Below are 26,086 nucleotides of genomic sequence, written 5' to 3'. Positions count from 1 at the left end.
GGATGGTGACAGTCGAGGTGACCCGGCGTCCCGGGCCGGCCGGGCGCGGACGCCTGCACAGCCGCACCGACGACCGGCCCGCGCCGGCGCACTCGACAGGTGGCAGCACGACGGCCCCGCAGGCGCTGCCGATTCCGCTTGTCGACACGAGTTCAGGTGCGGCCGAGGACGCGGGTAAGGGCACCTGAAGCGAATCGTAAGCGGCGGCCGGCAGTGTTCTGGGTGTCCGGAGAACACGACAGACACCCAGGAGATTCCGATGCGCAAGCTCATCAACTCGACCTACATCACCCTCGACGGCGTCATCGAGAACCCGATGTGGACCGGCCCGTACTTCGACGAGGAGTCCATCGTCGTGGCCGGCGAGCTGACCGACGCCGCGGACGCGATGCTGATGGGTCGGGCCACCTACGACGGCATGTCCGTCGCCTGGCCGCAGCAGGACGAGAGCGACCCGATGACCGGGGCCGCCTACTTCAACAACGTCAAGAAGTACGTCGCCTCGACCACCCTCACCAACCCCACCTGGAACAACACGGAGGTGCTCCAGGGCGACCTGGTCGAGGCGGTCACGGCGCTCAAGGCCCAGGACGGCAGAAACATCATCCAGTACGGCTTCGGCTCGGTCACCGCCCAACTGATCACCGCGGGCCTGGTGGACGAGGTCCGCTTCTGGATCCACCCGGTGCTGCAGGGCACGCCCAGCCTGACGGTGCCGCTGACGGACTTCCAGGCGTCGTTCGACCTCGTCGACACCCGGGTGCACAAGAGCGGCGTGATCGTCGCCTCGTACCGCCCGAAGGCCGCCGCCTGACCGCCTCTTGGCCGTCGCCTCAGAGCTGAGCCCGGGCCTCGCCCGGGCTCAGCTTCGTGCCCTCGTCCACGAGCGCGTCGAAGCGCTCCGGCCCCAGGGCGGCGCGGACGCGTCCGGTCACCCGGTCGACCTCGTCGCGTTCGGCCGGGGAGGCCGGGGCCTCCAGGGCCAGCCGGGCGGCCGCCGCCACGCCGAGCAACCGGGCGGCGGCCTCCGGCGAGCGCACCGCCGACGCCATTCCCTCCAGCGCGGCGACCCCGTCGCGGGGCGAGGCCATCGCCTCGGCGGCCTCGTACGCCTCGACGTGCAGGGCGAGCGCGGCGTCCGGGTCGCCGCCCTGTTCGACGGCGTATCCCAGCTCCACCAGGACCATCGGCAGGTAGAGCGCCGGACGCGTCTCGCCACGCCCCCGCTCGGCGAGGTGGGTGAGGTGGGTGACGGCCAGGTCGAGCTTGCCGTCGCGGCGGGCGGCGAACCCGAGGCTCATCCCGGCGAAGACCAGCGCGCCCGGCGCGTCCTGCTCGACCGCCAGCCGGTACGCGCGCTCGGCCAACTCACGCCCCTGCGGGTAGTCGCGGGTCTGCACCGCCAGCCAGGCCAGCCAGGACAGCTCGGTGCCGACCTGCGGCCACAGTTCCAACTCCTCGGCCCAGCGCAGTCCCTCGCGGTGCAGCTCGACCGCGCGCTCGTGCTCGCCACGCATCTCGGCCAGCCCACCCACCCACTCGGTCGCCTGGAGCCGCCCCCACCGATCCCCGAGGTCGGCGAACAGCGCGGCGCTGCGCGTCGAGGCGTACTCCAGGGTGCTCTGGTCGCCGGCGGCGTGCGCGAGCATGGCCCGGGAGGCGAGCACCGCCGCCTCGGTCCACGCGTCGGCGGGAGCGCTGGGCAGCAACTCCGCGGCCAGGGCCAGTTCGCTGTGCGTGATGACCGCGTGCGCCGCGAACCAGGCGCCTCGGCCGTCCGGGTCGTGGGCCAGCGCGGCACGGATGTCGGCCGGCGTGACCGCCTCGCCGCGCAGCAGCGCGAAGCCGACCTGCCACGGCGCCGCGCGGGACTCCTGCGCCGGGTCGCCCGGGACGGCGAGGGCCCGTCGCGCCTCGGTGAGCCGGCCGCGCAGATACCAGTACCAGCTCAGCGCGACGGCCAGCCGCAGCCCGCCGCCGTGGGCCAGCGCCGCGCGCAGGTTCGCCGTCTCGGCGTCCAGCAGCGCCAGCCAGCGGCGCTGTTCCGCCCCGCGCAACTCCGGGTCGGCGCGTTCGGCCAGGTCGGTGTAGTAGGCGGCGTGCCGCGCCCGCACGTCGTCGGCGTCGGTCAGGCGGTCCAGGCAGAACGCGGCTACCGATTCGAGCAGCCGGTAGCGCGGGCCCGCCGGGGAGTCGTCAAGCACCACGAGCGACCGGTCCACCAGCCGGGCGAGGGCGTCCAGGTCGGCCTGGCAGACCTGCTCGGCGGCCTCCGGCGTGCAGCCGTCGCGGAACACCGCGAGCCGGGCGAGCACCTCCCGGTCGGCCTCGTCGAGCAGGTCCCAACTCCAGCCGATCACCGCGGTCAACGTCCGCTGTCGGCGCGGCACGTCGCGCTGGGACGTGGTGAGCAGCCGGAACCGGTCGTCGAGCCGGTCCACCACACCGCGCAGGCCCAGCGCGCGGACCCGGGTCGCCGCCAGCTCCAATGCCAGCGGCAGGCCGTCCAGGCGGCGGCAGAGCTGGGCGACCGCAGGCGCGGTGGTCTCGTCGAGACGGAAACCGCGGTGCTGGGCGGCGGCGCGGGCGGCGAACAACCGGGCCGCCGCCGAGCGCCGGACCGCGTCCGGGTCGCTGTCCTGGGGCAGCGACAACGGGGGTACCTCCCAGAGCAGCTCCCCGGTCAGGCCGAGCGACTCCCGGCTGGTGGCCAGCACGCGTACCCCGGGCGCGTCGCGCAGCAGCCGGGCCACCAGCGCGGCGACCGGCTCGATGACGTGTTCGCAGTTGTCCAGCACGAGCAGCAGGTGTCGCTGCCGCAGCGCCGCGACGAGTCGGTCGGTGGCCGACAGGGTCGTGCCGGCGGCCTCGCGGGCGTCCAGCGCGCCGAGCACCTGTTCGGCGACGCCCGGGTCGCCGGCCGGCAGCGGCGCCAGCTCGACCAGCAGGACACCGTCGGGGAGGGACTGGGTGCGGGCGGTCTCGGTGGCCAGCCGGGTCTTGCCGACGCCGCCCGGCCCGATCAGCGTGACCAGGCGCTGCGCGGGCAGCAGCGCCCGCAGCTCGGTAAGCGCCTCGCCCCGGCCGACCAGCTCGTCGAGCTGGGCGGGCAGGCTGTTGCGGATGATCGCGGCCTTCGGCGGCGCGCTCAGGCCGGCGTCCTGTTCGAGGATCCGGCGGTGCAGGGCGACCAGTTCCGGGGCGGGGTCGAGGCCCAGCTCGTCGGCGAGCCGGTCCCGCAGGTCGGCGTAGCTGTCCAGGGCCTCGGACTGGCGACCGGCCGCGTACAGCGCGCGGAGCTGCACCGCCCGCAGGCCCTCGCGCAGCGGGTGCCGGGCGACCAGCTCGGCCAGGTCGGCCGCGACGAGGTCGTGTTCGCCCCGGGCCACCCGGGCCTCGGCGAGCCGCTCGTGCACGGCGAGGCGCTGCTCGGCGAGGCGGGTGGCCTCCGCGCGGACGAACTCGGCGTCCGCCACGTCGGCGTACGCCTCGCCCCGCCACAGCCCGAGGGCCTCGGTCAACCTGTCGACGTCGGTGTGCCGGGCCAGCTCGGCGAACCGGTCGGCGTCGACAGCGCCGGCCCGCAGCAGATAGCCGGGAGCGCGGGACTCGACGAGGTCGCGGGCGCCCGGCTCGGCGTCGTTGAGCGCCTTGCGCAACTGCGACACCCGCACCTGGAGGGCGCCGGCGGGGTTGGCGGGGGAGTCGTCGCCCCACAGGTCGTCGATGAGCCGGTCGGCGGAGACGACCTGGTTGCGGTTGGTCAGCAGGTCGGCCAGGAGGGCACGCACCTTGGTGCCGGGCACCGCCACCGGCTCGCCGGCGTCCGTGGTGACGGCGAGCGGCCCGAGCACCCCGAACTGCACGGCCGTCATCCTAGTGTGGCTGGAGTGCTAATCCCCTCCTCCTCCTCCTTTTCCCTCCAGGCAGTCCTCGATGCACTGGGTGTACTCCTTGTTCGCTTTCGTCATCGCCACGATCATGAGTATCAGCATGACCGCGGCGCAGGCGAGGACCAGCGGCGGGAATACCAGGACCGCGCAAGCCATCATCCGCTGAACGGCATCGATCTGCGCGGCGAACAGCTTCATCATGAACGTCAGAAGACATGCGTTCTTGCACGCGCTGGCTTGATCGCCGGCGGCGACGCCGTCGGTGGTCGCGCGCTTGAGCGCATTCATGAACGCCTCGTCACGCCGCATCGCGTCGAAGATCAGCATGTTTTTCGCGTGATCGTCCATTGATGTCAGTTCCGGGAACGCCTCGATCAGCGCCAACCCGTGGGTGAGAGCTCTGTGCGTGATGTCGTTGATGTCGGTCGGGGTGAGCCCGGCCAAATGGGCCAGCTTCGCCAGTTCGGGTTCGGGAATCTCCGAACGTTGCCGAGCCAGAGCGCGCAACCGTCGCGCCAAGGCCTCTGCCTCGGCCTGTTGAACGCCTATCTGATCGGCGGTCAGGTGGCGGACCGCCGCGGTGTACGCGGGCAAAACCGTCAGGCCAACCGACAGTAGTCCCTGAAAAGCTGCGCTCCCGGACAGGTCGCTTGCATTAGGTGTGGGCATCTTCGACTCCTTGTGTAATCGAGGGGCGGCCGCCGGCGGGCGAGCACCAAGGCGCCCTGCGGTCTGAGCGGCCAAGCCGTCCGCCTGTGCGGGATCGGCCACAATCGGACGGCAGCCAGGCAAGCATCAACCAATATCAATCATTGCGCCATTGCCTCGTCGGAAGGGCGACTCATCCCGAGAGAGTTCGCGTCCCACGGGCCAGCAAGAACGACCGCCTCAATGTCGATGGCCAACCACAATTTCGTACGGTGGCATTCGTGCTGGCCTCGGGAAGGAGATCGAAAGCAGACCGTAAGCGCGCCGGCGCACCGTGTGGACATGGAGATCTATCACGAGACACATGGCAGTGACGAGGGCCGGCCGCTGGTGCTCATCCACGGCGCGCTCTCCGGCATCGGCACCTCGTTCGGCACGATCCTGCCGTTGCTGGCGAAGTCCCGGCGGGTGATCGCCGTGGAGTTGCAGGCGCACGGCCACACCCCGGACGCCGACCGGCCGCTGACCGTGGAGCACTTCGCCGCCGACGTGGTCGAGCTGCTCGACCGGCTCGGTGTCGAGCGGGCGGACGTGTACGGCTGGAGCATGGGCGCCGCGGTGGCGTTGCGCCTGGGCACCGACCACGCCGAGCGGGTCGGGCGGCTGGTGCTCGCCTCGGTGAGCTTCGAGGACGCCGGCCTGCACCCGGGGTTGCTGGACGGGATCCAGGATCTGCAACCGGAGCACCTGCACGGTTCGGAGTTCCACGAGGAGTACCTGCGGACCGCGCCGGACCCGGCGGACTGGGCGAATCTGGTCACCAAGATGAAGGTGCTGGACGCGAACCTGCCGCGGTGGACGCCCGAGCAGATCCGGGCCCTGGCCGCGCCCACCATGATCGTGCTGGCCGACTCGGACATCGTCCAGCCCGAGCACGCGGTGCTGATGTTCCGGTTGCTCGGCGGCGCGGTGCCCGGTGACCTGACCGGCCTGCCGGCCTGCCGGCTGGCCATCCTGCCGGGCACCACCCACACCACGATTCCGCAGCGCGCCGAGTGGCTGGCCCCGATGATCGACGAGTTCCTGAGCGACGGGTGAGGCCCGCGCGGGCGGTGGGCGCCGGAGCGGCTACTTCTTCAGGAGCAGCGCTTCGGCTCCCACCGGTCGAAAACCGGCCGCCTGGAAGGCCCGCACGCTGCGCGCGTTGCCGGCGGCCTGCTGCGCCCAGACCGGCTGACCCTCGGGCACCAGATGCCGGGCGGCCGTCGCCAGCGCCCGGCCGAGGCCCCGGTGGCGTACGTCCTCGTCGACCTCGATCGCCGCCTCCCAGCGACCCGCCACACCACGGCCGAGAACGACCACGCCGCCCTCGGCCCCCCATACGCGGACGTCGTCACGGCGCTTGCGCGCCCTGGCCTCGCGGGGATGGTCGGCGTCGGTCAACTCGCGTAGCGCGAGCGGGGGAGCACCGGTGAGCGGGGACGCGACGGTCAGCAGATCGATCGTGTCCGTCGACCGGCCGGTGCGGTCGAGCAGCGCCCCCAGGAAACGCGGATTCATCGTGGCCGCCAGACCGTCGCAGTCGAGGGCGGCCAGGGTGTCGCGGACCCAGTCGGGGTCCTCGTCGGTGAACACCACGGAGTGCGCGGTGAAGGCGATCACTCCGGCGTCCCGACTGCTGTGCTGCGCCACGATCGTGGTACCGCCGTCCGGGGGCGGGAAGTGCCCGCGTGCTGCCGCGTCCAGGACGTCGGCCAACGTGCCACCCACGATCGTCGCCTCCCCGTTGCGCGTCAGCGTCCATTCTCACCGGTCCAGGGGAAAACGTGGAAGCCGGGGAATGTCGAGCCCTCGACGAGCGGTCGAGGCCCGGACGTGACCGGGTCGGCGGCGCCCACCAGGCGGGCGTATCCGCCCGTGCCGGGACGCGAGAAGGTCCGCTCGACGACGTCGGTGAGGTGCGGCCAGACCTGGTCGGTCTCCGCCGCGATGAGCGTGGCGTGTTCGTCCAGGTGGGGCAGCGAGTCGATCTGCATCGGCGCCTCCCCGCGTCACCGTCCATTCTCACCCGCCCGGGCCGAAGTTCGCCGTCCCGGTCATGGCGGACTGTCGCTTTACCGGGTAGAAACACCAGAGAGCGCTCTCACCGCCCCCAGCTGCGCCGGGAGCACGCCCCTGGCCAGCGGAGAGGACGAACCACATGACAAGCCCGTCCCGACGTACCCTCCTTCTCGCTCTTCTGGTCACCACCGCCCTCGCGACGAGCGGCACCGCCGCCAGCGCCGGCCGCCCGACGCACGGCGCACCCGACTTCGGGCCGAACGTGACGATCTTCGACCCGACCATGCCGGTCGGCGAGATCCAGCAGACCCTCGACGCCGCGCACGCCCGGCAGGTCGACAACGAGATGGGCACCGAGCGGCACGCCTACCTGTTCAAGCCGGGCGCGTACGGCACGGCCGAGCAGCCGTTGCAGGCCAAGGTCGGCTACTACACCGAGGTCGCCGGCCTGGGCGCCGCGCCCACCGACGTCGCCGTGAACGGCAAGCTGGAGGTCTACAACCGCTGCCTGGCCGACGGCGGCACCGGCAATTGCCTCGCGCTCGTCAACTTCTGGCGCACCCTGTCCAACCTCTCGCTCACCGTCAACGGCGCGGGGCAGGACGGCTGCCGGGCGACGGCGAATTTCTGGGCGGTGTCCCAGGCGGTCTCGATGCGCCGATTGAACATCACCGGCGGCGGGCTGTCCCTGATGGACTACTGCACCGCCGGCCCGCAGTACGCAAGCGGCGGCTTCATCGCCGACTCGCGGCTGCCGGCCACCACCAACGGCTCCCAGCAGCAGTGGCTCACCCGCAACAGCGAGGTCGCCGGGTGGTCCAACGCCGTGTGGAACCAGGTCTTCGCGGGCGTCGAGGGCGCACCTGACGACGCCACGTTCCCGGACCCGCCGTACACCACGCTCGACACCACCCCGCTGAGCCGGGAGAAGCCCTACCTGTACGTCGACGGCAAGGGCCGCTACAACGTGCGGGTGCCGGCGGCGCAGCGCGACAGCCGGGGCGTCTCCTGGGGCGACGGCATGACCCCCGGGCGGACCATCGGGATCGACGACTTCTTCGTCGCGAAGCCGTCCGACCCGGTGCGGCTGATCAACAGTCAGCTCGCGCGCGGCAAGAACCTGCTGCTCACCCCCGGCGTCTACGACATCGCGCGCAGCATCGAGATCCGGCGGGCCGACACGGTGGTGCTCGGCATCGGCCACGCCACCCTCACCGCGGTGAACGGCGCGGTCCCGCTGGACGTCGCCGACGTGCCCGGCGTGATCGTCGCCGGCGTCACGATCGACGCCGGCACCGTCGAGTCGCCGGCCCTGCTGCGGGTGGGCCGCTCGCACGGCCACGGCCACAGCAGCCCGGCCAACCCGACCACGCTCTCCGACGTGTACTTCCGCGTCGGCGGCCCGCACATCGGCCGCACCAATACGGCGCTGGAGGTCAACAGCGACAACGTGCTCATCGACCACACCTGGGTGTGGCGCGGCGACCACGGCGTGGAGGGCTTCACCGAGGGCGTCAACGGTGACACCGACCGCTGGCGCACCAACACCGGCCGCTACGGCGCCGTCATCAACGGCGACCACGTGACCGCCACCGGCCTGTTCGTCGAGCACTTCCAGCGCTACAACACGGTCTGGAACGGCGAGCACGGCACCACGATTCTCTACCAGAACGAGCTGCCCTACGACCCGCCGACGCAGGCCGACTGGATGAACGGCACGGTCGAGGGCTTCGCCGGCTACAAGGTCGGCGACCGGGTCCGCCACCACGACCTGTACGGCGGCGGGGTGTACGTCTTCAACCAGAACAACCCGTCGATCCACACCGAGAACGGCTTCGAGGCGCCGGTCACGCCCGGGGTGCGACTGCACCACATCATGACCGTCAACCTCAGCGCCGGCACGATCGACCACGTGGTCAACGGTGTCGGCGACGCGGCCGACATGACGAAGGCCGGCGAGCCGGTCTACGTCGCGCAGTACCCGACGCCGTAGTCGTTTCGAGCGTACCGACGGGGGCCGGGACCGACGCGGTTCCGGCCCCCGTTCGCGGCCGGCTCCTGCCGACGGCCTGCCTTGATTTTTCATCGATCAGTCGCACTCTTGCGGGATAGCATCCACTGCTGCCACGATGGCCGTCAATGCCTTCCGTCCCGAAGGAGTGGTCCCATGGCGGTCTCCCGCCGCAGGTTCGTCACGTCCGTACTGGCGGGGTCCGCCCTCGCCGCCACCTCCACCACCGAACTGCTCACCACACTGGCGACACCTGCCGCCGCCGCGAGCCCGGTGGGGGACGTGGTCGGCAAGGTGACTGTCGGCTACCAGGGCTGGTTCAGCGCGCCAGGCGACTCGGCGCCCATCGGCGGCTGGTGGCACTGGAGCCGCGACCGGTTCCAGCCGCCGTCGCCGTCCAACACCACGATCGTGTCCTGGCCGGACATGCGCGAGTACACGCGCAGCTATCCCACCGCGTACCCCAACCTCGGCAACGGATCGCCGGCCACCCTCTTCTCCTCCTACGACCAGCAGACGGTGGACACCCACTTTCGCTGGATGCAGGAGTACGGCTGCGACACCGCCGCGCTGCAACGGTTCAACCCGATGGGCGGGGAGGGGCCGACCCGCGACGCGATGACGCAGAAGGTGCGTTCGGCGGCCGAGCGCTACAACCGCAAGTTCTACATCATGTACGACGTCACCGACTGGCTGACGTTCCAGTCGGAGATCAAGACCGACTGGACGACGAAGATGGCCGCGCACACCGCCTCCAGCGCGTACGCCCGCCAGAACGGCAAGCCTGTCGTCTGCATCTGGGGCTTCGGCTTCAGTGAGTCGAGCCGGCCCTTCACCCCCGGGCCCTGCCTGGAGGTCATCAACTGGTTCAAGGCGCAGGGGTGCTACGTCATCGGTGGCGTGCCGACGTGGTGGCGGCAGGGCATCGAGGACTCCCGCCCCGGCTTTCTCGACGTCTACCACGCCTTCCACGCGATCTCGCCGTGGATGGTCTACCGCGCCCGCACGGTGGAGGAGCTCGACTCGTACTACAACAACGTCAACGTCGGTGACATGGCCGACTGCGCGGCGCGCGGCATCGACTACCTGCCCTGCGTGATGCCCGGCGACCTCGCCGGGGGGCACCGCAAGCACGGCGACTTCTACTGGCGGCACATCTACAACATGGTCCGGCTCGGCTCCCAGGGCCTGTACGTGTCCATGTTCGACGAGTACAACGAGGGCAACCAGATCGCCAAGACGTCCGAGACGCAGGCCACCACCCCGGCCGGCGCGAACATCCGGGCCCTGGACGAGGACGGCGTGGCCTGCTCCTCCGACTACTACCTGCGCATCACCGGCGACGGCGGCCGGATGCTCAAGGGACAGCTCGCGCTCACCGCCGTACGCCCGACGCCGCCGATGGTCGGCACCCCACCCCCGGCCACCGGAAACCTCGCCGCCGGCAGGTCCACCTCCGCGAGCAGCCAGAACGGCTCGTTCGCCGCCTCGAACGCGGTGGACTCCGACGCCGGCAGCTACTGGGAGAGCGGCAGCGGCTCCTTCCCGCAGTGGTGGCAGGTCGACCTCGGCGCCAGCCACCAGGTCAACAAGCTCGTGGTGCGGCTGCCCGCCGGCTGGGGTGCGCGCACCCAGACCATCACCGTGCAGGGCAGCGTCGACGGCAGCTCCTTCTCGACAATCGCCGGTGCCTCGGCGTTCGCCTTCGACCCGGCGACCGGCAACACCGTGACCCGCACGCTCACGACCACCACGGCCCGCCACATCCGGCTGAGCATCGCCGGCAACACCGGCTGGGCGGCGGGCCAGCTCTCCCAGGTCGAGGTGTACGCCTCAAGCGGCACCACGGACACCACCGCACCGAGCGCGCCGAGCGGCCTCACGGTGACCGGTCGGAGCGCGAGCAGCGTGTCCCTGGCCTGGACGGCGTCGACCGACGACAACGGCGTGACCGGCTACCAGGTGCGCCAGGGCGGCACTGTGGTCAGCTCGGTCACGGGCACCACGGCGACCGTGAGCGGACTCAACGCCTCCACCTCGTACACCTTCACGGTCACCGCCCGCGACGCCGCCGGCAACACCTCGGCGGCCTCGAACGCGGTCACCGCCACCACCGACGCCCCCGCCAACTCCGACCTGGCCCGCGGCCGATCCACGAGCGAGAGCAGCCACGTCCAGAGCTACGGGTCGGGCAGCGTGGTCGACGGCGACGCGAACAGCTACTGGGAGAGCGCCAACAACGCGTTCCCGCAGTGGGTCCAGGTCGACCTGGGCGCGACGCGCACGGTCGGGCGAGTGGTGCTGAAGCTGCCGCCGTCGTCGGCCTGGGCGACTCGCACGCAGACCCTGGCCGTGACGGGCAGCACCGACGGGAGCAGCTTCGGCACGCTTGTCTCCTCGGCGGCGCGGACCTTCAACCCGTCGACGGGCAACCAGGTGGCGCTGACCTTCAGCGCGGCGCAGACCCGCTACGTGCGCATCACCGTGACCGGTAACACCGGCTGGCCGGCCGGGCAACTGGCGGCACTGGAGGTGTACGCCAGCTGACCGGTTGTGGGGCGGCCGCCGGACGCCGACCGGCGGCCGCCACCCACCCGACGAACGGGCCAACCATTAAGCTGCTGACCCGGCACCCAGTGGCGATGCCGGGACGGGGGCGGCGATGAGCGCCGAAGATCGCATCGAACGGGCCAGGGTCCTCTATGAACACGCCGTGTTCAGCGGCGATGCTGGCGTGCTGGCCGACGCCGAACGGGACCTGGACGCGGTGGAGGCCGACACCGCGCTGGCCCGCGGGCGGATCCTGCATGCGCGATTCCTCAATGAACGCGCCATCAGCGGCTCGTCACCCGTCGAGGACCCGGCTGAGCTGCAGTTGTTTGAGCGTGCGATCGAGCTGTACCAGGCGCTGGGCGACACGCGCGGCCAGGCCGAGACGCTGTTCTGGATCGGCTGCCTGCATCAGGTGATCCGGCGCGACGACGAGACCGCGGTTCCGCACCTGACACGGTCCCGCCAGATGGCGGCGCAGGTCGGCGACAAGCCGACCGAGGCCGAGGTACTTCGCCACCTGGGCATCGCGGCGCACACGGCCGGTCGACTGGACGAAGCGCGCGAGCGGCTGGAGGAGTCGTCACGGCTGCGCCGAGAGATGGGGGCGCTGCCGGGCGTGGCCGCCAACATGGTCGGCCTGGCCTACATCGCTGCTGCCCAGGACCGCCACACGGACGCGCTCGCGACACTCGACGAGGCGAACGCCATCGCCCAGGGCCACGGCGCCCATGCCATCGTGCAGCAGATCGAGCAGGCAAGAACACAGATTTAAGCATTAGCCTCGACTGATGTCGTCAATCCGCCCGGTCGCCCTTGCCGTGCCACGTCGTGGTGAGGACCTGCTCGTGTTCGAGAGCCACGACTCCGCGAAGGACGAAACCTTCTACCGTCCCCTGGGCGGGGGCATCGAATTCGGCGAGACCGCCGAGGCCGCCGTACGTCGCGAACTGCGCGAGGAACTCGACGTCGAGCTTCTCGACGTACGCCTCCTGGGCGTTCTGGAAAACCTCTTTCACGCGTTCGACCGCGACGGGCATGAGATCGTCTTCGTCTACGACTGCCGGCTCACCGATCAGTCGGTCTACGAGCGGGACACGGTCGGCGAGATCCTCGACAATCCGGGCACGAAAGTCATGTGGCGTTCCTTGAGCAGCTTCACCGCAGGCCGCCCGCTCTACCCCGCCGGCCTCGCCGACATGCTTCGCGGCCGCTAGGCAGTGTCTTCAAAGGATCTTGGTATCGGATGATGTAGCGCGTGGGTCGTCGCTACGAGTTGTCTGACGTCGAGTGGGAAGCCCTGTCCAGGTATCTGCCGTCGGCGGTGACGGGTGGTCGGCCGCGGGTCGATGACCGGCGGGTGCTCAACGGGATCGTGTGGAAGGTCCGGGCCGGGGCAGCGTGGCGGGACGTGCCCACCCGTTACGGGTCCTGGCAGTCGATCTACACCCGTTTCCGCAGGTGGGCCCTGGACGGGACGTTCGAGCGGATGCTGGCCGGAGTGCAGGCCGACGCGGACGCGGCCGGTGACATCGACTGGCTGGTGTCGGTCGACTCGACCATCGTGCGAGCCCACCAGCACGCTGCAGGCGCTAAAGGGGGCGCCGAGAAACGGACGAACCACAAGATCACGCCCTCGGCCGATCTCGAGGTGGACTGACCACCAAGATTCACCTCGCCTGCGACGGCCTGGGTCGGCCCCTGGCCTTCGTGCTCTCCGGCGGCAACGTCAACGACTGCACCCGCTTCACCCAGGTCCTCACCCGCATCCGTGTCGAGCGTTCAGGCCCCGGCCGGCCCCGCGTCCGCCCGGAGCACGTCATCGCCGACAAGGGCTACAGCTCCAAGGCCATCCGCGCCGGCCTACGCCGACGAGGCATCCCACACACGATCCCCGAACGCGCTGATCAGCAGGCCAACCGCCGCCGGCGAGGCAGCCGCGGCGGCCGGCCACCAGCGTTCGACAAGCAGCTCTACAAGCGGCGCAACGTCGTCGAACGGTGCTTCAACCGGCTCAAGCAGTGCCGCAGCTTGGCCACCCGATACGACAAGACAGCAACGTCATACCGGGCCACCGTCACCATCGCCGCGCTACTCCAATGGTTATGAACCTTTGAAGACACGGCCTAGTACTGCAACGGCAGTTGGTCAGGGGTAGCCGTGTCGTCGGTAGTGGCAGGTTCGGGCTTGGTGTTGGCGTCGTCGGCGCCATCGCGACCAGGCCCAGACGTGCTCGGGTGGGTGGGTTGATCGCACTATGAGTGCGGTGAGCAGTCTTCGGATCTCCGGTACCGTGTAGCCGATCATCATGTCGTCGCCGGGACTGGATCCCCTTTTGCGGTAAGGGATCGGGCCACGGACAGCCAGGCGTGAGCGGCCATGGACAGGGTGATGTGGGCGTACCAGGCTCGCCAGTCGCGGACCTGGTATTCGTCGAGGCCGGCTTCGTTCTTGGCCTGCTGGAAACACTCCTCGATCGCCCAACGGGCTCCCGCGATGCGGGCCAGGTCGAGCAGTCGGGTGCGGCGGGGTCCGTAGCAGACGTAGTAGGCGATCTCCCCGGTGGTCATGCTGCGCCGGGCCAGGAGCCAGTGGCCCCGGCCGGGTTGCCAGCAGATCCGCACCGGCACCCGCGCCCACCAGTACTCGCGCGGGCCGTGGGCGCCCGCGCCGGCGGACAGCCGGCACCACGCCCGGGCCGGCAGAGCGGCGATCAGCTTGTCTGCTCGGCAGGTGCCCATCGTGGTGGTGATCATGTCGTCGTTGCGGCGGGTCGCGACCACATAACCCACATCCCGGTGTTCCAACCAGACCCGCAACGATTTCGACTGCCCGTAGGCCTCGTCCATCGTCACCCACCCGACCGGCACCCCGGCATCCAACGCGCGGGCCAGCATCTCCCGGGCCATCTGCACCTTCGTGGCGAACTGCACCGCGTCCGGGATCCCCGCGGCCCGGCACCGGTCCCGGTCATCGGTCCACGACGCCGGAAGGTAGAGCTGCCGATCGATCAGCGCGTGGCCCTTCGCTGAGCGGTAGGCCAGGAACGCACCGACCTGGCAGTTCTCCGTCCGCCCGGCGGTGCCGGAATACTGACGCTGCACTCCGGCCGACCGGGTGCCCTTCTTCAGGAACCCGGTGTCGTCGACGATCAGCACTCCGGCCGGGTCGCCGAGGTGCTCGACCACGTAGTCCCGCACATCGTCGCGGACCGCGTCGACGTCCCAGTCCGCCCACCGCAACAACCTTTGCATCCCGTCCGGCGACGCATCCCCGGCCTGCTCAGCCAAGGTCCAGCCGTTCTTACGACCCAGACCAGAGACCAGCCCACACAGGTACTGACGGACCCGCAGCCGCGGCTCCGACCGCCGAAACCTGGGCCCGATCCGGGCATGCAGCCGGTCCAACTCTCCATGCCAACGATCGACATCAACATCCGTCACAGTCGGACCAACGAACACGAGTCGAACTCGATTCGCCTACTGCCGTTGCAGTACTAGGGGTCGCCGCCCGCGACCCTTCTGTGGGCACCTACCCGCGGAACCACCCGATCGCCGTCGCGCTGGCATGATCGGGCCGCGTGTCCCACGGGTGGTCGCGGTGCCAGGCAGCAGCCGCGTCGGCATCACCGGGGCCGCGGGCGCAAGCCGGCGTGTTTACGCACCCCGGCCCACCCACCACCACCACGAAGTCACGGTGGTCCGCCCACTCGGCCTGTGCCTGCTCGTCGGAGATCGCGTGCAGCACGTAGCAGCGCCGCTCCTGATCGACGGGTACACCCCGGTCATCGGCAACGGCGATGAACCAGTACTCCCTGCCCTCGAACACCGCCAGACCATCCAACGGGCCGTCGTAGTAGTCGGCGAACCACAGCATTCGCACGCCGGTCAACTCGGCCAGGCCGTCCAACACCGAAGCGTCATGCACCGATGCACGCTAGACGATTGTGGAGTGGAGAAGCGGTCAGTCTCCGTCTCGCAGGGGCATCAGCACGTCGATCCGGTCGTGGCGGCGGTAGTACTCGATGCACGGGCGAGAATCGTCCCGGTCGCCCGTGCGCTGCAACTGCTCGAAGGTCGGGGTGAGCAGGGCGTAGGCGGCGGGTTGCGGGCCACGCACTGTCGCGCTCAGGTATCGGCCGCCCGGAACGACGCCCGTTCGCAGGCCGAGGTGGTCGGGGACGTCACCGGCTCGCATCTGCACGCAGCAGCGGTAGACGCCGCTGTCGTCGAACACGCCGAGGAATGTGCGCCCGCGCATCGAGCCCAGCACCGTCTCCAGATGGTCCCAGACCGGCCCGATCTCGTCGGACCCGTCTCTAGCCTCGATGAACATGACAGGCGTCTCGGCGCGCTCGACGTGCCTGACCGGTAGGTGCATCCTCGGCCCTCCTCCGTCACGCGGTCCGCGTCGGAGACAAGCTACTCGCGACCTCTGACACTGCCTTCCCCGCGAATCAGGTCCGGTGGCATGGCCGAGCCGCCAGCGAGGTACACCGGCGCCTGTCCGTCACGGACCCTCGTCGCCGCACTGATTTGTGTGGCGACGCTGGCGGGAAGATGATGCTCAGCCTCTCGGGGCGTGAAGGAGGCGATGTCCTCCAACTACGGCCTCGGCAACGTGACACCGTCGAGACTGGCGATAGACCCGCAGCAGTCACGTCCAGAGCTACGGGTCGGACAGCGTGGTCGACGGCGACGCGAACAGCTACTGGGAGAGCGCCAACAACGCGTTCCCGCAGTGGGTCCAGGTCGACCTGGGCGCGACGCGCACGGTCGGGCGGGTGGTGCTGAAGCTGCCGCCGTCGTCGGCCTGGGCGACCCGCACGCAGACCCTGGCCGTGACGGGCAGCACCGACAGGAGCAGCTTCGGGACGCTGGTGGGGTCGGCGGCGCGCACCTTCAACCCGTCGACGGGCAATCAGGTGGCGCTGACGTTCAGCGCCGCGCAGACCCGCTACGTGCGCATCACCGTGACCGGTAACACCGGCTGGCCGGTCAGGCAACTGGCGGCATTTGAGGTGTACGCCAGCTGACCGGTTGTGGGGCGGCCGCCGGACGCCGACCGGCGGCCGCCACCCACTCAGCGAGCATGCCCGAAGTGAGGTGATCACTGCAGCCTGCCTAAAGTGGAACTTCCGTTCACCCGGCTGCAGCCCGCCCAGTTTCGCAAGCTGGTCCGGCTGGTGGCCGAGCGCGGCTGTACGCCATCGCTGATGGCCGACCGGACCGACAGCGGGCCCGTGACCTGCCGGATCGGGTGCTGCTGGTACGACCAGCCTTCACAACATCATCCTCGCCGGCTGGCCACCGGACCCACAGAGGTCGAAAATGCCGAGGCGTAGGAAATCCACCGCCGAAGGGAGCCCAGAAAATCTACTTCAAGAACGTTTTAATGAAGTCTGCCGGATCGACTTTGCCGACAACTATTAACAGTACGACCGAGGCGGCAAGCGATCCCTGTACAACGAACTGTAGAGTTGCCGCGCTGGACTGCCCATACTTGAGCAGGAAATCTTGCACTCTTTTGGTAGCCCTAGCGCCATGCGCCCTTGAGGGGGCGCCATTTTGATCAAATACGCGCCAGTCGAGGGCCACTTTGTCATAGAAGCTTCGAGAAGGGGTGTCAATGGTGAGAGCGACCAGATACTTCAGGTCGCGGTCAAGTCGTTTAGGCGTGTTGGCGTCCAAGGAGTCACGACCGGCGATGAACCGCAACAGTTCAGCCGCACCTGCGCGCATCATCACCGCTGGAGCGACGATGGCATTCCTTGATACTGCTCGTTCTAATTTGAGGGCAACCTGCTCGCACGAGCGAGCTAGCAAAAATATGTTCTTGCGCCTCGGGCCTATAGGGTCGAAGGGTGATATGCGAAAACGCTTGGCGCCCTCTCCACTCACAACCTTTAGTGCGTTCGCTATTACCATGAACTCGGGATACCTCCAAATTAGCCTGTTCCCGGCCAGTAGTGCGATCTGAAAAGCAGCAAGACCATAGAAAAACAAGATGTCGGAGTCGACGCTGGCCAACGGTCTTTCTTGTATTCTGTCTGGAAAGAAAGCAATGTTAAGGAATGAGGCCAATCCTGCGTAGAAGAGGATAAGCGAGGCTACTTGAACAAGGCAGTCCGCAGAGGCTATCCGGCATATTCGGTCAGGGTCGCGCCGCCAACCATCCCCGCTCTCGTTAAGCTCGGCGCAAACCTTGTCGACAGACCTGTAGCCGGCCGCCTTTGTAGTGAAAATCGAGCCAGTAAGAGCGAATAGGGCGATGAACAGCCAGGGGAAAAAGTCAACCCGCACATGCCCGAAGTGCGAAGCAACGATCTTGTCAGCTAGGATTGTTGACCCTGCGGTGGCGCTAGTGTAAAGGACGCGCCAAGCCGCAGCACGGGCAATTATTCTGCGCCGCTCATCGGACGGTATGTCAACCGCAAAAATCAACGGAACTTCTTGGGGGTATTTCAGGAAGCGCTTCATGCTCGTGAAATAATAGATGCGCGCGAGGAGAAGCGTGGGCAGGGCGCAAAACATTATCGATAACGACATCGAGACCGAAAGCTCAAGCGCGAAGAGTAACGTCTTCAGGGGAAGACTCCTAGGGCTCGGCGCATTAACTGAACCATTAGAGGGGAACCATAATTGCTAAACTTGCAATCTTGATCGACGTCCTCCGTCCGGCGAAGCGCTTTCCCGTGCTGCAGCAACCAGTAGCCAGGCCGGCAGGCTTGCATCGATGCCGCCGCATCGCACTAGAAACAGCGCCCATCCTCCTGCCTGGCTGCTGCTGAGCACCAACGAAGCTTAGGTGGGCCGGATGTCATGCTCAATGGGTTGCGTTCATCAGGTCTGCGACTGAGGGCCCGCTTCGCGCTCTACTCCATCCACAGACGCGAGTGGGGCGACCGAGCCGCCAGCAAGGTACAGCGGTGCATGTAGATCGCGGGCTCTCATTGCTGCATGAACTCGCGTGGCGACGTTGCTGGGAAGACGCTGCTCGGCCTCGCGGGGCGAGAAGAAGCCGACGTCCTCCAACTCCCCTCCTGGCAGGTCGAAGCCAACCAGGTGGGCGATGGAGCCGCAGTCGTAAGTGAAGCTGATGATTGCGCGCGGTCGCTGCCCGGCGGGCGGTGCCCAGTCGACTACGAGAAGATCGCCCACCACCACCGAGATCCCCAACTCCTCTCGGATCTCACGGGCGCAGGCATCGTGGGGATATTCGCCCTCGTCCACATAGCCGCCGGGGAAGGCCCAGTGGTCGCGGTAGGTGGGTTTGACGAGCAGCACGTTGCCGGCCGGGTCGGTGATGAAGGCGGCGGCTGCGGCGTAGAAGGACGCCAGGTGGGCGTACCACGTTGCGGGCTCCGTCCAGGTCACCTCGGTGACGCTATCGGACGGGTCCAGGCGGCTCCGGCTCTATCTGGCTGCTGGCATGGCCGCGAGGGTGTGCAGAACTTCGTTGACCTGGGGCGACGCCTGCTGAGCGCTGAGCGTTGCGGTGAGTTCGTGGACGCGCTGCTGGACACGCGCTGACTGGATGCCCGCAGTGTGCTGTGCCAACTTCTGGCCCCAGGTGCAGGCGGCGTCGGTGTCGCCGGCACGGGCATGAGTCAGGGCGACGAGCGCGGTGTGCAGGGCACGGGTCCGAGTGTTCGCGCTGGCCAGAGTGAGGGCGTCGGGAGCGTGGCGAAGTGCCTGCGAGTACAGATGCAGGTCACCCAGGCACCGCAATGCGGCTCCGGCGAGGTGGGCGGGGCTGAAGTAGGCGACCCAGCGCGGGCCGGGGTCGACGCCTGTGCGGTCGAGCGCCCGTTCGGCTCTAGCAAGCGCGAGCTGGCAGGCACGTCGTTCGCCTGACTGCCCGTACGCGGTGGCGGCGGTGGCGTGCAGCCGGGCGAGCACACTGGCTGGTGCACGACCAGCCCCGTCGATGGCAGCTTCGGCGAGCAGGGCCGCGTCCCGGGAGTAGCCAAGGTGTACCGCCTGGGTGGCGAGGTTGGCCAGCAGGTGAGCGCCGTACAGGCGGTCATCGGCGGCCTTGGCGAGTCGCAGGGCGACGGTCAGGTGTCGTTGGGCGGAAGCGTGGTCTCCGGCGTCGTACGACATGAAAGCGAGCTGTCCGCAGAGTGTCGCGGCTGCGCGCATGAGGTCGCGTCCCACGGCTTCGGTGTAGGTGCCGTGCAGCATGAGGGTGACCTGGCGTACGAGGAAGTCGGCCATCAGCGATCGGGTGCGCGGAGAGCCGCTGCCGTGACGTCGGTCGAGATCGGTGAAGTGATCCGCCAGCGCGTAGAGCGACTGGACGTCGGTGGAGGTGACTTGCTGCCGGCCGTTCCTGCTGACCGAGGTGTCGGGCAGGTCATACCGCCACCCGAGCGCCGCTTGTAGGGCCTGTCCGGTGTCGAATGCCCCGGTGGCTTGCTGATTGAGGTGCTTGGTCAGCGTCGCCCAGATCCGCTCGGCGCTGTCGATCGCCCCATCGACGGTCGCCGGGTAGACGCACGTTCCGATGCTGTCGACGGTGCCAAATCCCAGCTCTGCGATGGCGACAGGGCGGTCGAGTTTGCGGGCAAGTGTTTCGGCCATGGCAGCCTGCACGTGCTCGCCTGGCCGGCGACCGCGCAGCCACCAGTAGACGCTGGCAGCGTCATACCGCCAGGTGCCCTGGTCGCGGCCAGCGCGATTGAGCTGGCGAGCGAAGGCAGCGTGAGCGTTGCTGTAGCCGGCGGCAAGCAGCAGCCCTTCGAACGCTGCGTTCGTCACCGGTCGCGCCATGGTCAACCTCCAGGCATCAGTCAACTACAACTAGTGACGAGCCTATGGCCTTAGCCGGTCCTATAGGGACCGGCGCAACCCCGCGCAACCCACGTCCTGAGCAGCGCAACGGCACGCATCGCTTGCCATCTGGCCCGTATTCGAGCAGCGGGCTTCGCTGATCCCAGGAGTCGTGGGTGGCGGCGCAATTTGAGCGCCGTGCCCCGGGTTACGGAGGTGGCATGCGCGGCGACGAGACAGCGAGCAAGGGCGAGCAGGCCGAGGCGGCCGAACGGGAGGCTGCCAAGCAGCGCCTCCTGGATCAGGCCGAGGCGGACCGCGTACCGGTGGAGGACACGACCCGTGCGGTCCCGGACCGGCGGTGGCGGCGTGACCAACGATGACCTCCCGATCGGCCGCCGGGTCGCCCGCTGGCGGGTGCGGCGGTCGATGACACAGCAGCAGCTCGCCGATCGTCTCCGTAGGTCGAAGAGCTGGGTCGACAAGGTCGAGCGGGGTGTGCGCGCCCTGGACCGGTACCCGGTGATCCAGGAGCTCGCCGACGTGTTGCGGATCGACCCGGAGGTGCTGCTCGGCCAGCAGCCGCAGAGGCCGCCGGTCGGCGCTCTCGAAGGGGTGGACGACATCCGGGCCGCTCTCGCCCGCTACGACACCCCGGATGCTGCACCGCAGACGACGGAGGAGGCGAGGAGGCAGGTCGGGTACGCCTGGTTGACCTACCAGCATGCGCACTACGCGCAGTTGGTGCGGGTGTTGCCGAGTCTGCTCGATGTCGTGCAGGGCGCGCGGTCACCGGAGGTGCGAGTGCAGACGTACCGGATCACCTCTGCCTTGCTGGTCAAGCTCGGTGAGTCCGACCTCGGGTGGTTGGCCGCCGACCGGGCGATGACCGCCGCCAAAGACGACAGGACGCTCGCGGTGACAGCGACCATCTCGGTCGGGCAGGCGCTGCGCGCGTCGGGCCGCGACCGCCTGGCCCTGACCGCGACCCTGACCGCCGCGAACCGCATCCTCCCGTCGCCCACCGCCGCGTCCCCACCCCGCCCCGGTGATCATGAGGTTGACGGGCCGTGGAGAGATCAAATCCCCCGTCAACCTCATGATCACCGAAGTGGGGGCGGGATCGGGAGCGCGGGGGAGTGGGCGGTGGGTGGGACGTTGCTGCTCCAGGCCGCCCTGGCCGCCGCCGGCTGCGGCGAGCACCTCCGCGCCGACGAGCTGGCCGACCGGGCCGCGGGCGTCGCCGCACACCTTCGGGGGTACGACGATCAGCATCGCACCAGCTTCGGCCCGGTCGCCGTCGAGCTGGCGCGGGTGCTGGTGGCGGCGCAACGGGGTGACGCCGACGAGGCGGTGCAGCGACATGTCAGCGTCGTTCGGCGGGAGGGGTGGCGGCGGTTGCCGGCCGAGTATCGGGGCGCCTACCTGCTCGACGCCGCGCGGGCCCACCTCCAGGTGGGTGACCTGCGCGGGGCGGCACGTGCCCTGGTCGACGCGGACAGTGTCGCGCCCGCTGAGGTCCGGTGTCGGCCGTTGGCGCGTACTCTCATCGCCGATGTCGCCCGCGCGCAGCCGGCGCCGGCCGGCGTGGCGCGACTGGCGACGCTGGTCGGCCTCACCCGCTGACGGACGCGCGCCCTGCGGTCGAGCAGTGCCAGACCATCCAACGGGCCGTCGTAGTGGTCGGCGAGCCACAGGATCTGCACGCCGGTCATCTCCGCCAGGCAGCCCAACGCTGGGAACGAGGCATCAATCCGTCGACCGGAAGCGGGACGCGAGGTCGTCGCGTTCCTCAGGAGTCATCTCCTGGTATGCGTTCCAGAAGGTCTGGAAGGGAGCTGTCAGCTCGCCGCCGTAGATCGGGCTGGTCACGGCCTGGCGCAGGGTGAGTTGGCCGTCGTGGACCGCAGCCGCCATCTCGCGGAGCAGGGGGTTGTCGCTGTGGGCGAGCTGGTCCAGGATTCCGCGGAGAGCTCGGGTTCGGTTCTCCTCGCCGTCGGTGATGTCGTCCAGGTCGTCCACGTGCTCATGCCGTCGCGTCGGCGAGGGGGTGGTCGTAGCGCCCGCCGTCGGGGAGTGCGGGGAGAGCCACGGTGTCGAGGCCGCTGAGTTCGCGGGTGAGGATGGCACGGAAGGCGAGGACGGCCGCGGCGATCTGCTGGCAGAGTTTGGTTGCTTCGCCCCAGAGTCGGAACATGTTGGCGACCTCGGCGGCGGCGACGCCGTAGCCGACGATCGCGCCGACCCCGCTTGCCGAGGTGACGGTGCCGGCAGCGGCGGCGACGCCCATGATGACCGCGCCGTCGATGAGGCTCTTGACGACGCCGCCGATGGCTTCTCCGGCGGACCACACGGCGTCGGCCATCTCTCGGTATGCCGTACTGATGGCGGACAGGGGGATGTGGAGGTCTGCGGTGGCGTTGGCGGTGGTCGTGAAGTAGCGGAAGGCTCCGTCGCCGGCGACGCCGTGCCAGACGGGATGCAGGGTGGTGGCGCCGGACTGGACGTTGTAGGCCAGGTCGTGCAGGGCGCCACCGATGTTGTCGACGACAGGTGCCATCGTCGCCAGGGCTTCCCAGTCTCCGGAGACCTGGCTCTGGACCCTGCCGATGGGGTCGAAGCCGAAGACGTGGTTGAAGACCTCGTTGACCCAGTTCGCCGGGCTGATGTAGTCCATCCAGCCCAGCGAGTTCGCGGGTTTGACCGGGTCGCCCGGGGTGTCGAGGTGGCCGCGGACGTCGCGGACGTCGACGAAGTTCTCCGGAGCGCAGGGATTGTTCGCCAGTTCCAGTTCAAGGGCGGTGACGCACCGGTCGTCTGCTGGCGGCAGGGCCCGGTCCAGGAGGTCCGCGTTGGCCAGGTCGGTGGTGCGGTAGTAGCCGGCGGCGGCCCGCAGCTCGGGGGCAGAGTTCTCCAGCAGGCAGGCGAGTCGGTTGAGGGTGGCGTCGATGACCTCCACCGCCCGCTCGTGCGCGGCTTTGGCGATCTCAATCTGCTCCCCACCGGTGGCAACGTCGGCGTAGCGGGAGAGGTAGCTGCGCATTTCCCGGACGTCGACGGCCGCGCGGTCGACCTGGCGGGCGAAGCCGACCAAGGCTTGCGGCTCGACGGACAGCGTCATCGGTGCTGCCTAGTCCGTGAGGAAGATGCCGGTCACGCCGACCACGGCCAGGACGACAGCGGCGACGAGCACGTAGAGCCGTGGGCGCGGCTCCCGCACGACGTAGGTGGACAGGCCGAACGCGCCACTGAGGATGGAGATCGCATACCACGGGAAGGTCGTCGGCGTGGGCTGACCGATGAAGATCATCCACGTGGCCATGACCGCGACGAAGACCGTGGCGTACGCGACGGTCTGTCGCATGTTGCGGTGGGCGGTGTGCTGCAAACGGGAGACCGACGCGCGGTATGCCTCCTCTGCCGCAGCACGCTCCTCCACGCTGACCTGTCGCCGCCTGTCACGGCTACCAGACTTCCGGCCCCCACTCATGCCGCCGAAGATACAACGAGAGTCACGCGATCGCTGCCCTGCGTAAGGGACCTGCGAATCTCACCCATAGGCGCGAGGGGCGGGGGCGCTCGGCGGGCTCAGCCGGGGACGGATGTGCGTCGGCGTAGGTCGTCCGCCGGGTGGATGGTGCGGACCGGGTCGGGGACCGGGCCGCGCCGCCGCCACTCGCGGGGATAGCCCAGCGAGACCTCCTCGAACCGCACGCCGTCGTAGAACGTCGTACGGGGGATGTGCAGGTGCCCGTAGACCATCGTGGACGCGCCGAAACGCAGGTGCCAGTCGCGGGTGCGGATGGTGCCGCACCACTGGGCGAACTCCGGGAACCACAACACGTCGGTGGGTTCGCGCACCAGCGGGTAGTGGTTGACAAGCACGGTCGGCAGCGCCGGGTCACGTTCGGCCAACCGGCGCTCGGTCTCGGTGATGCGGGCGTCGCACCACGCCTCCCGACTCGGGTAGGGGTCGGGGTGCAGCAGCGCCTCGTCCGTGCAGACCACCCCCGCGGCGTACGCCAGGGCCAGCGACTCCTCCTTGGTGCTGGCCTGCGGCACCCGGAACGTGTAGTCGTAGAGCACGAAGAGCGGGGCGATGGTGGCTGGGCCGCCCTCGCCGTCCCACACCGGGTACGGGTCCTCCGGCGTGAGCACCCCCAGTCGCCGGCACAGGTCCACGAGCGCGCGGTAGCGGGTCTCGCCGCGCAGGTGCTCCGGGTCGCCGGGTGGCGTCCACAGCTCGTGGTTGCCGGGCGCCCAGACAACCCTTGCGAACCGGCTGCTCAGCAGTGCAAGTGCCCACTCGATGTCGGCGAGGCGGTCGGCCACGTCGCCGGCGACGAGCAGCCAGTCGCCGGGGTGGTCCGGCCGTAGCTCCTGGACGAAGGCGCGGTTCTCCGCGTAGCTGATGTGCAGGTCGCTGACGGCGCGCAGCCGGGGCGAAAGGCTCACGCATCGAGGCTAGGCCGCCGCGACCGGATCGGTACACCCCGATCCGGTCACGGCACCGGCCTGCCGGTCAGCAGAACCAGCCGTCCTGCACCCAGCCGCGCCGGTTGATGTGCCCGTAGGCGAAGCCGTAGACGTACCCGCCACTGCGGGGACCTTCGACCAGGAACGTCTGACCCTGGTAGAGGGTGCCCATCCAGGCGCCGTTGGGCTGCGTGCGGACGAACAGGTCGCCGGCGCACACCGTCTCCCGCTCGCCGATCGTGCCGTTGGCGGCCAGCGCGGGCGTCGGCGCGGCGAGCGTCGCGGCGACGACCCCGGCCACCAGGCCGGCGACCACCCGGGTGCTCACCATGAGTCGTACCCGCCGATGCACTCGGCGCGCAGGTAGCCCCAGTCGTTCGGGCCGAAGTCGAAGGACGCCGCCCAGCCGTTGTAGACCGGGTGCGCGCCCGGGGTGTGACCGATCTTGTTTCCGTGGACGAGGGTGCGCTTCAGGCCGGTGGGGCCGCCGGCGGAGTCGTAGTTGGCGTAGAAGCTGGCACTCTGGCAGACCACGATGGCGTGCCGTGGCACCACCGGGTCGGCCTGGGCCGGTGTGCCGCCCAGGGCGGCCACTGCCGCTCCGACGGCCAGCGCCGCGGGGATTCTTCGAAGCATGCCCACCTCCGGTACGCCGAAACTTTCCTACCGGCGACCATACCGAAGGTGTTGATAAATGTCGATGTTGCGCGTGGGTATGCGGCCTGACCTGGGCAGCGGTGGTCGGCCGCATATCCGGCGACCCGACGGGAAAGCGCGGGGCGTCCGACAGCCCGAACCGGAGCAGGAGAAAAACATGCCTTTCATCACCGTGGGGACGGAAAACTCCGCACCCATCGACCTGTACTACGAGGACCACGGATCCGGTCAGCCCGTGGTGCTCATCCACGGCTTCCCGTTCAACGGGGCAACGTGGGAGAAGGAGACCAGGGCGCTGCTCGAAGCCGGATACCGGACGATCACCTACGATCGACGCGGTTACGGCAACTCGGCGCAGCCGGCGTTCGGCTACGACTACAACACGTTCGCCGCGGACCTCGACGTGCTGATGACCGAACTGGACCTGCGTGACGTGACACTCGTGGGCCACTCGATGGGCACCGGCGAGGTGATCCGCTATCTGGGCAACTACGGATCTCAGCGTGTCAGTCGGGCCGTGGTGCTGAGCCCCTTGCAGCCGATGCTGGCCAAGGCCGACGACAACCCGGAGGGCGTCGACCGGAAGCTCTTCAAGGGTTTCCAGGACGCCATCATCAAGGACCGCTTCGCGTACCTGACGTCGTTCTGCGACGCGTTCTTCAACCCGGACCAGAACATGGGCAAGCGGGTGAGCGAAGAGGCGTACCGGGCGCACTGGCAGATCGGCGCGATGGCCTCCGGCAAGGCCACCCACGACAGCGTGAACGCCTGGCAGGAGGACTTCCGCCCCGACCTGCCGAAGATCGACATTCCGGTGTTGATCGTGCAGGGTGACCAGGACCGGGTGCTGCCGTACCCGGTGACCGGTCAGCGGCTCGGGCCGATGATGCCGACCGGCACGCTCATGACGCTCAAGGGCGCGCCGCACGGCATCCCGTGGACGCACGCCGACGAGGTCAACAAGGCGATCATGGACTTCATGAAGCAGCCGGCCAAGGCTCGCGCCTGACGAGTAC

The 26,086-nt window shown here is 69.1% G+C and carries 25 protein-coding genes and 4 pseudogenes; 13 read left to right on the top strand and 16 right to left on the bottom strand.

Translation table 11 applies throughout. The features are described from left to right. Both MILUP08_RS36015 and MILUP08_RS20920 read left to right on the top strand, forming a co-directional pair. Positions 1-188, top strand: a pseudogene (locus tag MILUP08_RS36015) (hypothetical protein); the annotation flags it as partial. Positions 189-259: 71 nt separating this feature from the next. After that, on the top strand, positions 260-814 hold the full coding sequence (locus MILUP08_RS20920; RefSeq protein WP_007461267.1) for a dihydrofolate reductase family protein: 555 nt from the start codon (positions 260-262) through the stop codon (positions 812-814). A 19-nt stretch (positions 815-833) separates the two neighbouring features. Here MILUP08_RS20920 and MILUP08_RS20915 read toward each other — a convergent pair whose 3' ends face one another. Together MILUP08_RS20915 and MILUP08_RS20910 are read right to left on the bottom strand one after the other, a co-directional pair. After that, a complete protein-coding gene (locus MILUP08_RS20915; protein ID WP_237747144.1) occupies positions 834-3,875 on the bottom strand; it encodes an AfsR/SARP family transcriptional regulator in 3,042 nt (1,013 codons plus the stop codon). Positions 3,876-3,893: 18 nt separating this feature from the next. After that, positions 3,894-4,562 (bottom strand): hypothetical protein, encoded by a 669-nt coding sequence (locus MILUP08_RS20910; RefSeq protein WP_007461263.1) that lies wholly within the window; start codon positions 4,560-4,562, stop codon positions 3,894-3,896. Between the two features lie 321 nt (positions 4,563-4,883). Between MILUP08_RS20910 and MILUP08_RS20905 the strand changes: the two genes are divergently transcribed. Continuing rightward, positions 4,884-5,639 (top strand): alpha/beta fold hydrolase, encoded by a 756-nt coding sequence (locus MILUP08_RS20905; RefSeq protein WP_007461259.1) that lies wholly within the window; start codon positions 4,884-4,886, stop codon positions 5,637-5,639. Between the two features lie 30 nt (positions 5,640-5,669). Here the strand turns inward: MILUP08_RS20905 and MILUP08_RS20900 are convergent, their stop codons facing one another. Then, entirely contained in the window at positions 5,670-6,311 is a 642-nt protein-coding gene (locus tag MILUP08_RS20900; protein WP_007461257.1) for a GNAT family N-acetyltransferase, read from the bottom strand. 23 nt (positions 6,312-6,334) lie between these two features. Continuing rightward, a complete protein-coding gene (locus tag MILUP08_RS20895) occupies positions 6,335-6,577 on the bottom strand; it encodes a hypothetical protein (RefSeq protein WP_007461255.1) in 243 nt (80 codons plus the stop codon). Between the two features lie 164 nt (positions 6,578-6,741). Here MILUP08_RS20895 and MILUP08_RS20890 point away from each other — a divergent pair, with 164 nt between their 5' ends. The 5 genes and pseudogenes from MILUP08_RS20890 to MILUP08_RS34740 all read left to right on the top strand — a co-directional run bounded on the left by MILUP08_RS20890 (position 6,742) and on the right by MILUP08_RS34740 (position 13,272). Continuing rightward, a complete protein-coding gene (locus MILUP08_RS20890; RefSeq protein WP_007461253.1) occupies positions 6,742-8,595 on the top strand; it encodes a hypothetical protein in 1,854 nt (617 codons plus the stop codon). Between the two features lie 174 nt (positions 8,596-8,769). Continuing rightward, positions 8,770-11,160 (top strand): glycoside hydrolase family 99 protein, encoded by a 2,391-nt coding sequence (locus MILUP08_RS20885; protein WP_007461252.1) that lies wholly within the window; start codon positions 8,770-8,772, stop codon positions 11,158-11,160. Positions 11,161-11,275: 115 nt separating this feature from the next. Beyond that, positions 11,276-11,938, top strand: a complete 663-nt coding sequence (locus MILUP08_RS20880) for a tetratricopeptide repeat protein (protein ID WP_007461250.1) — start codon at positions 11,276-11,278, stop codon at positions 11,936-11,938. Between the two features lie 16 nt (positions 11,939-11,954). Continuing rightward, positions 11,955-12,380 (top strand): NUDIX hydrolase, encoded by a 426-nt coding sequence (locus MILUP08_RS20875; protein ID WP_039906363.1) that lies wholly within the window; start codon positions 11,955-11,957, stop codon positions 12,378-12,380. A 41-nt stretch (positions 12,381-12,421) separates the two neighbouring features. Further along, positions 12,422-13,272 (top strand): annotated as a pseudogene (locus MILUP08_RS34740) (IS5 family transposase). 197 nt (positions 13,273-13,469) lie between these two features. Here the strand turns inward: MILUP08_RS34740 and MILUP08_RS20860 are convergent. From MILUP08_RS20860 to MILUP08_RS20845, 3 genes are all read right to left on the bottom strand, one after another. After that, on the bottom strand, positions 13,470-14,606 hold the full coding sequence (locus MILUP08_RS20860; protein WP_083915887.1) for an IS701 family transposase: 1,137 nt from the start codon (positions 14,604-14,606) through the stop codon (positions 13,470-13,472). Positions 14,607-14,694: 88 nt separating this feature from the next. After that, the gene (locus MILUP08_RS20850) at positions 14,695-15,072 is read right to left on the bottom strand and encodes a hypothetical protein (protein WP_144056978.1); all 378 of its coding nucleotides are present in this window, start codon (positions 15,070-15,072) and stop codon (positions 14,695-14,697) included. Positions 15,073-15,126: 54 nt separating this feature from the next. After that, a complete protein-coding gene (locus MILUP08_RS20845; RefSeq protein ID WP_007461242.1) occupies positions 15,127-15,543 on the bottom strand; it encodes a GyrI-like domain-containing protein in 417 nt (138 codons plus the stop codon). Between the two features lie 280 nt (positions 15,544-15,823). On the opposite strand from MILUP08_RS20845, the pseudogene MILUP08_RS20840 reads away from it, so the two are divergent. Further along, positions 15,824-16,198: pseudogene (locus MILUP08_RS20840) on the top strand (discoidin domain-containing protein); the annotation flags it as partial. An 84-nt stretch (positions 16,199-16,282) separates the two neighbouring features. Continuing rightward, positions 16,283-16,455 (top strand): annotated as a pseudogene (locus tag MILUP08_RS35430) (IS5/IS1182 family transposase); the annotation flags it as partial. 83 nt (positions 16,456-16,538) lie between these two features. On the opposite strand, the gene MILUP08_RS36010 reads toward MILUP08_RS35430, so the two are convergent. The 3 genes from MILUP08_RS36010 to MILUP08_RS20830 form a co-directional block, all read right to left on the bottom strand. Further along, positions 16,539-17,642 carry a hypothetical protein gene (locus MILUP08_RS36010; protein ID WP_167626024.1) on the bottom strand — a complete coding sequence of 368 codons (1,104 nt, stop codon included), beginning with the start codon at positions 17,640-17,642 and terminating at the stop codon, positions 16,539-16,541. Positions 17,643-18,005: 363 nt separating this feature from the next. Further along, complete coding sequence (locus tag MILUP08_RS20835; protein ID WP_007461232.1) at positions 18,006-18,539, bottom strand: NUDIX domain-containing protein; 534 nt, start codon at positions 18,537-18,539, stop codon at positions 18,006-18,008. Positions 18,540-18,578: 39 nt separating this feature from the next. Further along, complete coding sequence (locus tag MILUP08_RS20830; RefSeq protein WP_007461230.1) at positions 18,579-19,937, bottom strand: NsdA family TPR-like regulatory protein; 1,359 nt, start codon at positions 19,935-19,937, stop codon at positions 18,579-18,581. 221 nt (positions 19,938-20,158) lie between these two features. Between MILUP08_RS20830 and MILUP08_RS36005 the strand changes: the two genes are divergently transcribed. Both MILUP08_RS36005 and MILUP08_RS20825 read left to right on the top strand, forming a co-directional pair. Then, positions 20,159-20,320 (top strand): hypothetical protein, encoded by a 162-nt coding sequence (locus MILUP08_RS36005; protein ID WP_007461228.1) that lies wholly within the window; start codon positions 20,159-20,161, stop codon positions 20,318-20,320. After that, entirely contained in the window at positions 20,307-21,563 is a 1,257-nt protein-coding gene (locus tag MILUP08_RS20825; RefSeq protein WP_039908472.1) for a helix-turn-helix domain-containing protein, read from the top strand. The genes MILUP08_RS36005 and MILUP08_RS20825 overlap by 14 nt, the downstream gene beginning before the upstream one ends. A gap of 123 nt (positions 21,564-21,686) precedes the next feature. Here the strand turns inward: MILUP08_RS20825 and MILUP08_RS20820 are convergent, their stop codons facing one another. From MILUP08_RS20820 to MILUP08_RS20795, 6 genes are all read right to left on the bottom strand, one after another. After that, positions 21,687-21,959 carry a hypothetical protein gene (locus MILUP08_RS20820; protein WP_007461225.1) on the bottom strand — a complete coding sequence of 91 codons (273 nt, stop codon included), beginning with the start codon at positions 21,957-21,959 and terminating at the stop codon, positions 21,687-21,689. Between the two features lie 4 nt (positions 21,960-21,963). Further along, a complete protein-coding gene (locus tag MILUP08_RS20815; protein WP_007461223.1) occupies positions 21,964-23,058 on the bottom strand; it encodes a hypothetical protein in 1,095 nt (364 codons plus the stop codon). Between the two features lie 9 nt (positions 23,059-23,067). Further along, on the bottom strand, positions 23,068-23,427 hold the full coding sequence (locus MILUP08_RS20810) for a hypothetical protein (RefSeq protein ID WP_144056977.1): 360 nt from the start codon (positions 23,425-23,427) through the stop codon (positions 23,068-23,070). A gap of 98 nt (positions 23,428-23,525) precedes the next feature. Beyond that, entirely contained in the window at positions 23,526-24,392 is an 867-nt protein-coding gene (locus MILUP08_RS20805; RefSeq protein WP_007461219.1) for a metallophosphoesterase family protein, read from the bottom strand. 67 nt (positions 24,393-24,459) lie between these two features. After that, positions 24,460-24,744, bottom strand: a complete 285-nt coding sequence (locus MILUP08_RS20800) for a hypothetical protein (protein ID WP_007461217.1) — start codon at positions 24,742-24,744, stop codon at positions 24,460-24,462. Continuing rightward, entirely contained in the window at positions 24,738-25,049 is a 312-nt protein-coding gene (locus tag MILUP08_RS20795; RefSeq protein ID WP_007461214.1) for a hypothetical protein, read from the bottom strand. The genes MILUP08_RS20800 and MILUP08_RS20795 overlap by 7 nt, the downstream gene beginning before the upstream one ends. Positions 25,050-25,227: 178 nt before the next feature. Between MILUP08_RS20795 and MILUP08_RS20790 the strand changes: the two genes are divergently transcribed. Further along, on the top strand, positions 25,228-26,079 hold the full coding sequence (locus MILUP08_RS20790) for an alpha/beta fold hydrolase (protein ID WP_007461212.1): 852 nt from the start codon (positions 25,228-25,230) through the stop codon (positions 26,077-26,079). Positions 26,080-26,086 lie beyond the last annotated feature (7 nt).

It is taken from the genome of Micromonospora lupini str. Lupac 08 (assembly GCF_000297395.2).
In the GTDB taxonomy this organism is placed as follows: Bacteria; Actinomycetota; Actinomycetes; order Mycobacteriales; family Micromonosporaceae; genus Micromonospora; species Micromonospora lupini.
This window is presented reverse-complemented; position numbering and strand designations above follow the sequence as displayed.

What these genes read in the sequence shown, in the direction of transcription:
- MILUP08_RS20920 (WP_007461267.1), top strand. Translation starts at nt 260, where the DNA reads ATGCGCAAGCTCATCAACTCGACCTACATCACCCTCGACGGCGTCATC.
- MILUP08_RS20915 (WP_237747144.1), bottom strand. Translation starts at nt 3,875, where the DNA reads ATGACGGCCGTGCAGTTCGGGGTGCTCGGGCCGCTCGCCGTCACCACG.
- MILUP08_RS20910 (WP_007461263.1), bottom strand. Translation starts at nt 4,562, where the DNA reads ATGCCCACACCTAATGCAAGCGACCTGTCCGGGAGCGCAGCTTTTCAG.
- MILUP08_RS20905 (WP_007461259.1), top strand. Translation starts at nt 4,884, where the DNA reads ATGGAGATCTATCACGAGACACATGGCAGTGACGAGGGCCGGCCGCTG.
- MILUP08_RS20895 (WP_007461255.1), bottom strand. Translation starts at nt 6,577, where the DNA reads ATGCAGATCGACTCGCTGCCCCACCTGGACGAACACGCCACGCTCATC.
- MILUP08_RS20890 (WP_007461253.1), top strand. Translation starts at nt 6,742, where the DNA reads ATGACAAGCCCGTCCCGACGTACCCTCCTTCTCGCTCTTCTGGTCACC.
- MILUP08_RS20885 (WP_007461252.1), top strand. Translation starts at nt 8,770, where the DNA reads ATGGCGGTCTCCCGCCGCAGGTTCGTCACGTCCGTACTGGCGGGGTCC.
- MILUP08_RS20880 (WP_007461250.1), top strand. Translation starts at nt 11,276, where the DNA reads ATGAGCGCCGAAGATCGCATCGAACGGGCCAGGGTCCTCTATGAACAC.
- MILUP08_RS20875 (WP_039906363.1), top strand. Translation starts at nt 11,955, where the DNA reads ATGTCGTCAATCCGCCCGGTCGCCCTTGCCGTGCCACGTCGTGGTGAG.
- MILUP08_RS20845 (WP_007461242.1), bottom strand. Translation starts at nt 15,543, where the DNA reads ATGCACCTACCGGTCAGGCACGTCGAGCGCGCCGAGACGCCTGTCATG.
- MILUP08_RS36010 (WP_167626024.1), bottom strand. Translation starts at nt 17,642, where the DNA reads ATGAAGCGCTTCCTGAAATACCCCCAAGAAGTTCCGTTGATTTTTGCG.
- MILUP08_RS20830 (WP_007461230.1), bottom strand. Translation starts at nt 19,937, where the DNA reads ATGGCGCGACCGGTGACGAACGCAGCGTTCGAAGGGCTGCTGCTTGCC.
- MILUP08_RS36005 (WP_007461228.1), top strand. Translation starts at nt 20,159, where the DNA reads ATGCGCGGCGACGAGACAGCGAGCAAGGGCGAGCAGGCCGAGGCGGCC.
- MILUP08_RS20815 (WP_007461223.1), bottom strand. Translation starts at nt 23,058, where the DNA reads ATGACGCTGTCCGTCGAGCCGCAAGCCTTGGTCGGCTTCGCCCGCCAG.
- MILUP08_RS20810 (WP_144056977.1), bottom strand. Translation starts at nt 23,427, where the DNA reads ATGAGTGGGGGCCGGAAGTCTGGTAGCCGTGACAGGCGGCGACAGGTC.
- MILUP08_RS20800 (WP_007461217.1), bottom strand. Translation starts at nt 24,744, where the DNA reads ATGGTGAGCACCCGGGTGGTCGCCGGCCTGGTGGCCGGGGTCGTCGCC.
- MILUP08_RS20795 (WP_007461214.1), bottom strand. Translation starts at nt 25,049, where the DNA reads ATGCTTCGAAGAATCCCCGCGGCGCTGGCCGTCGGAGCGGCAGTGGCC.
- MILUP08_RS20790 (WP_007461212.1), top strand. Translation starts at nt 25,228, where the DNA reads ATGCCTTTCATCACCGTGGGGACGGAAAACTCCGCACCCATCGACCTG.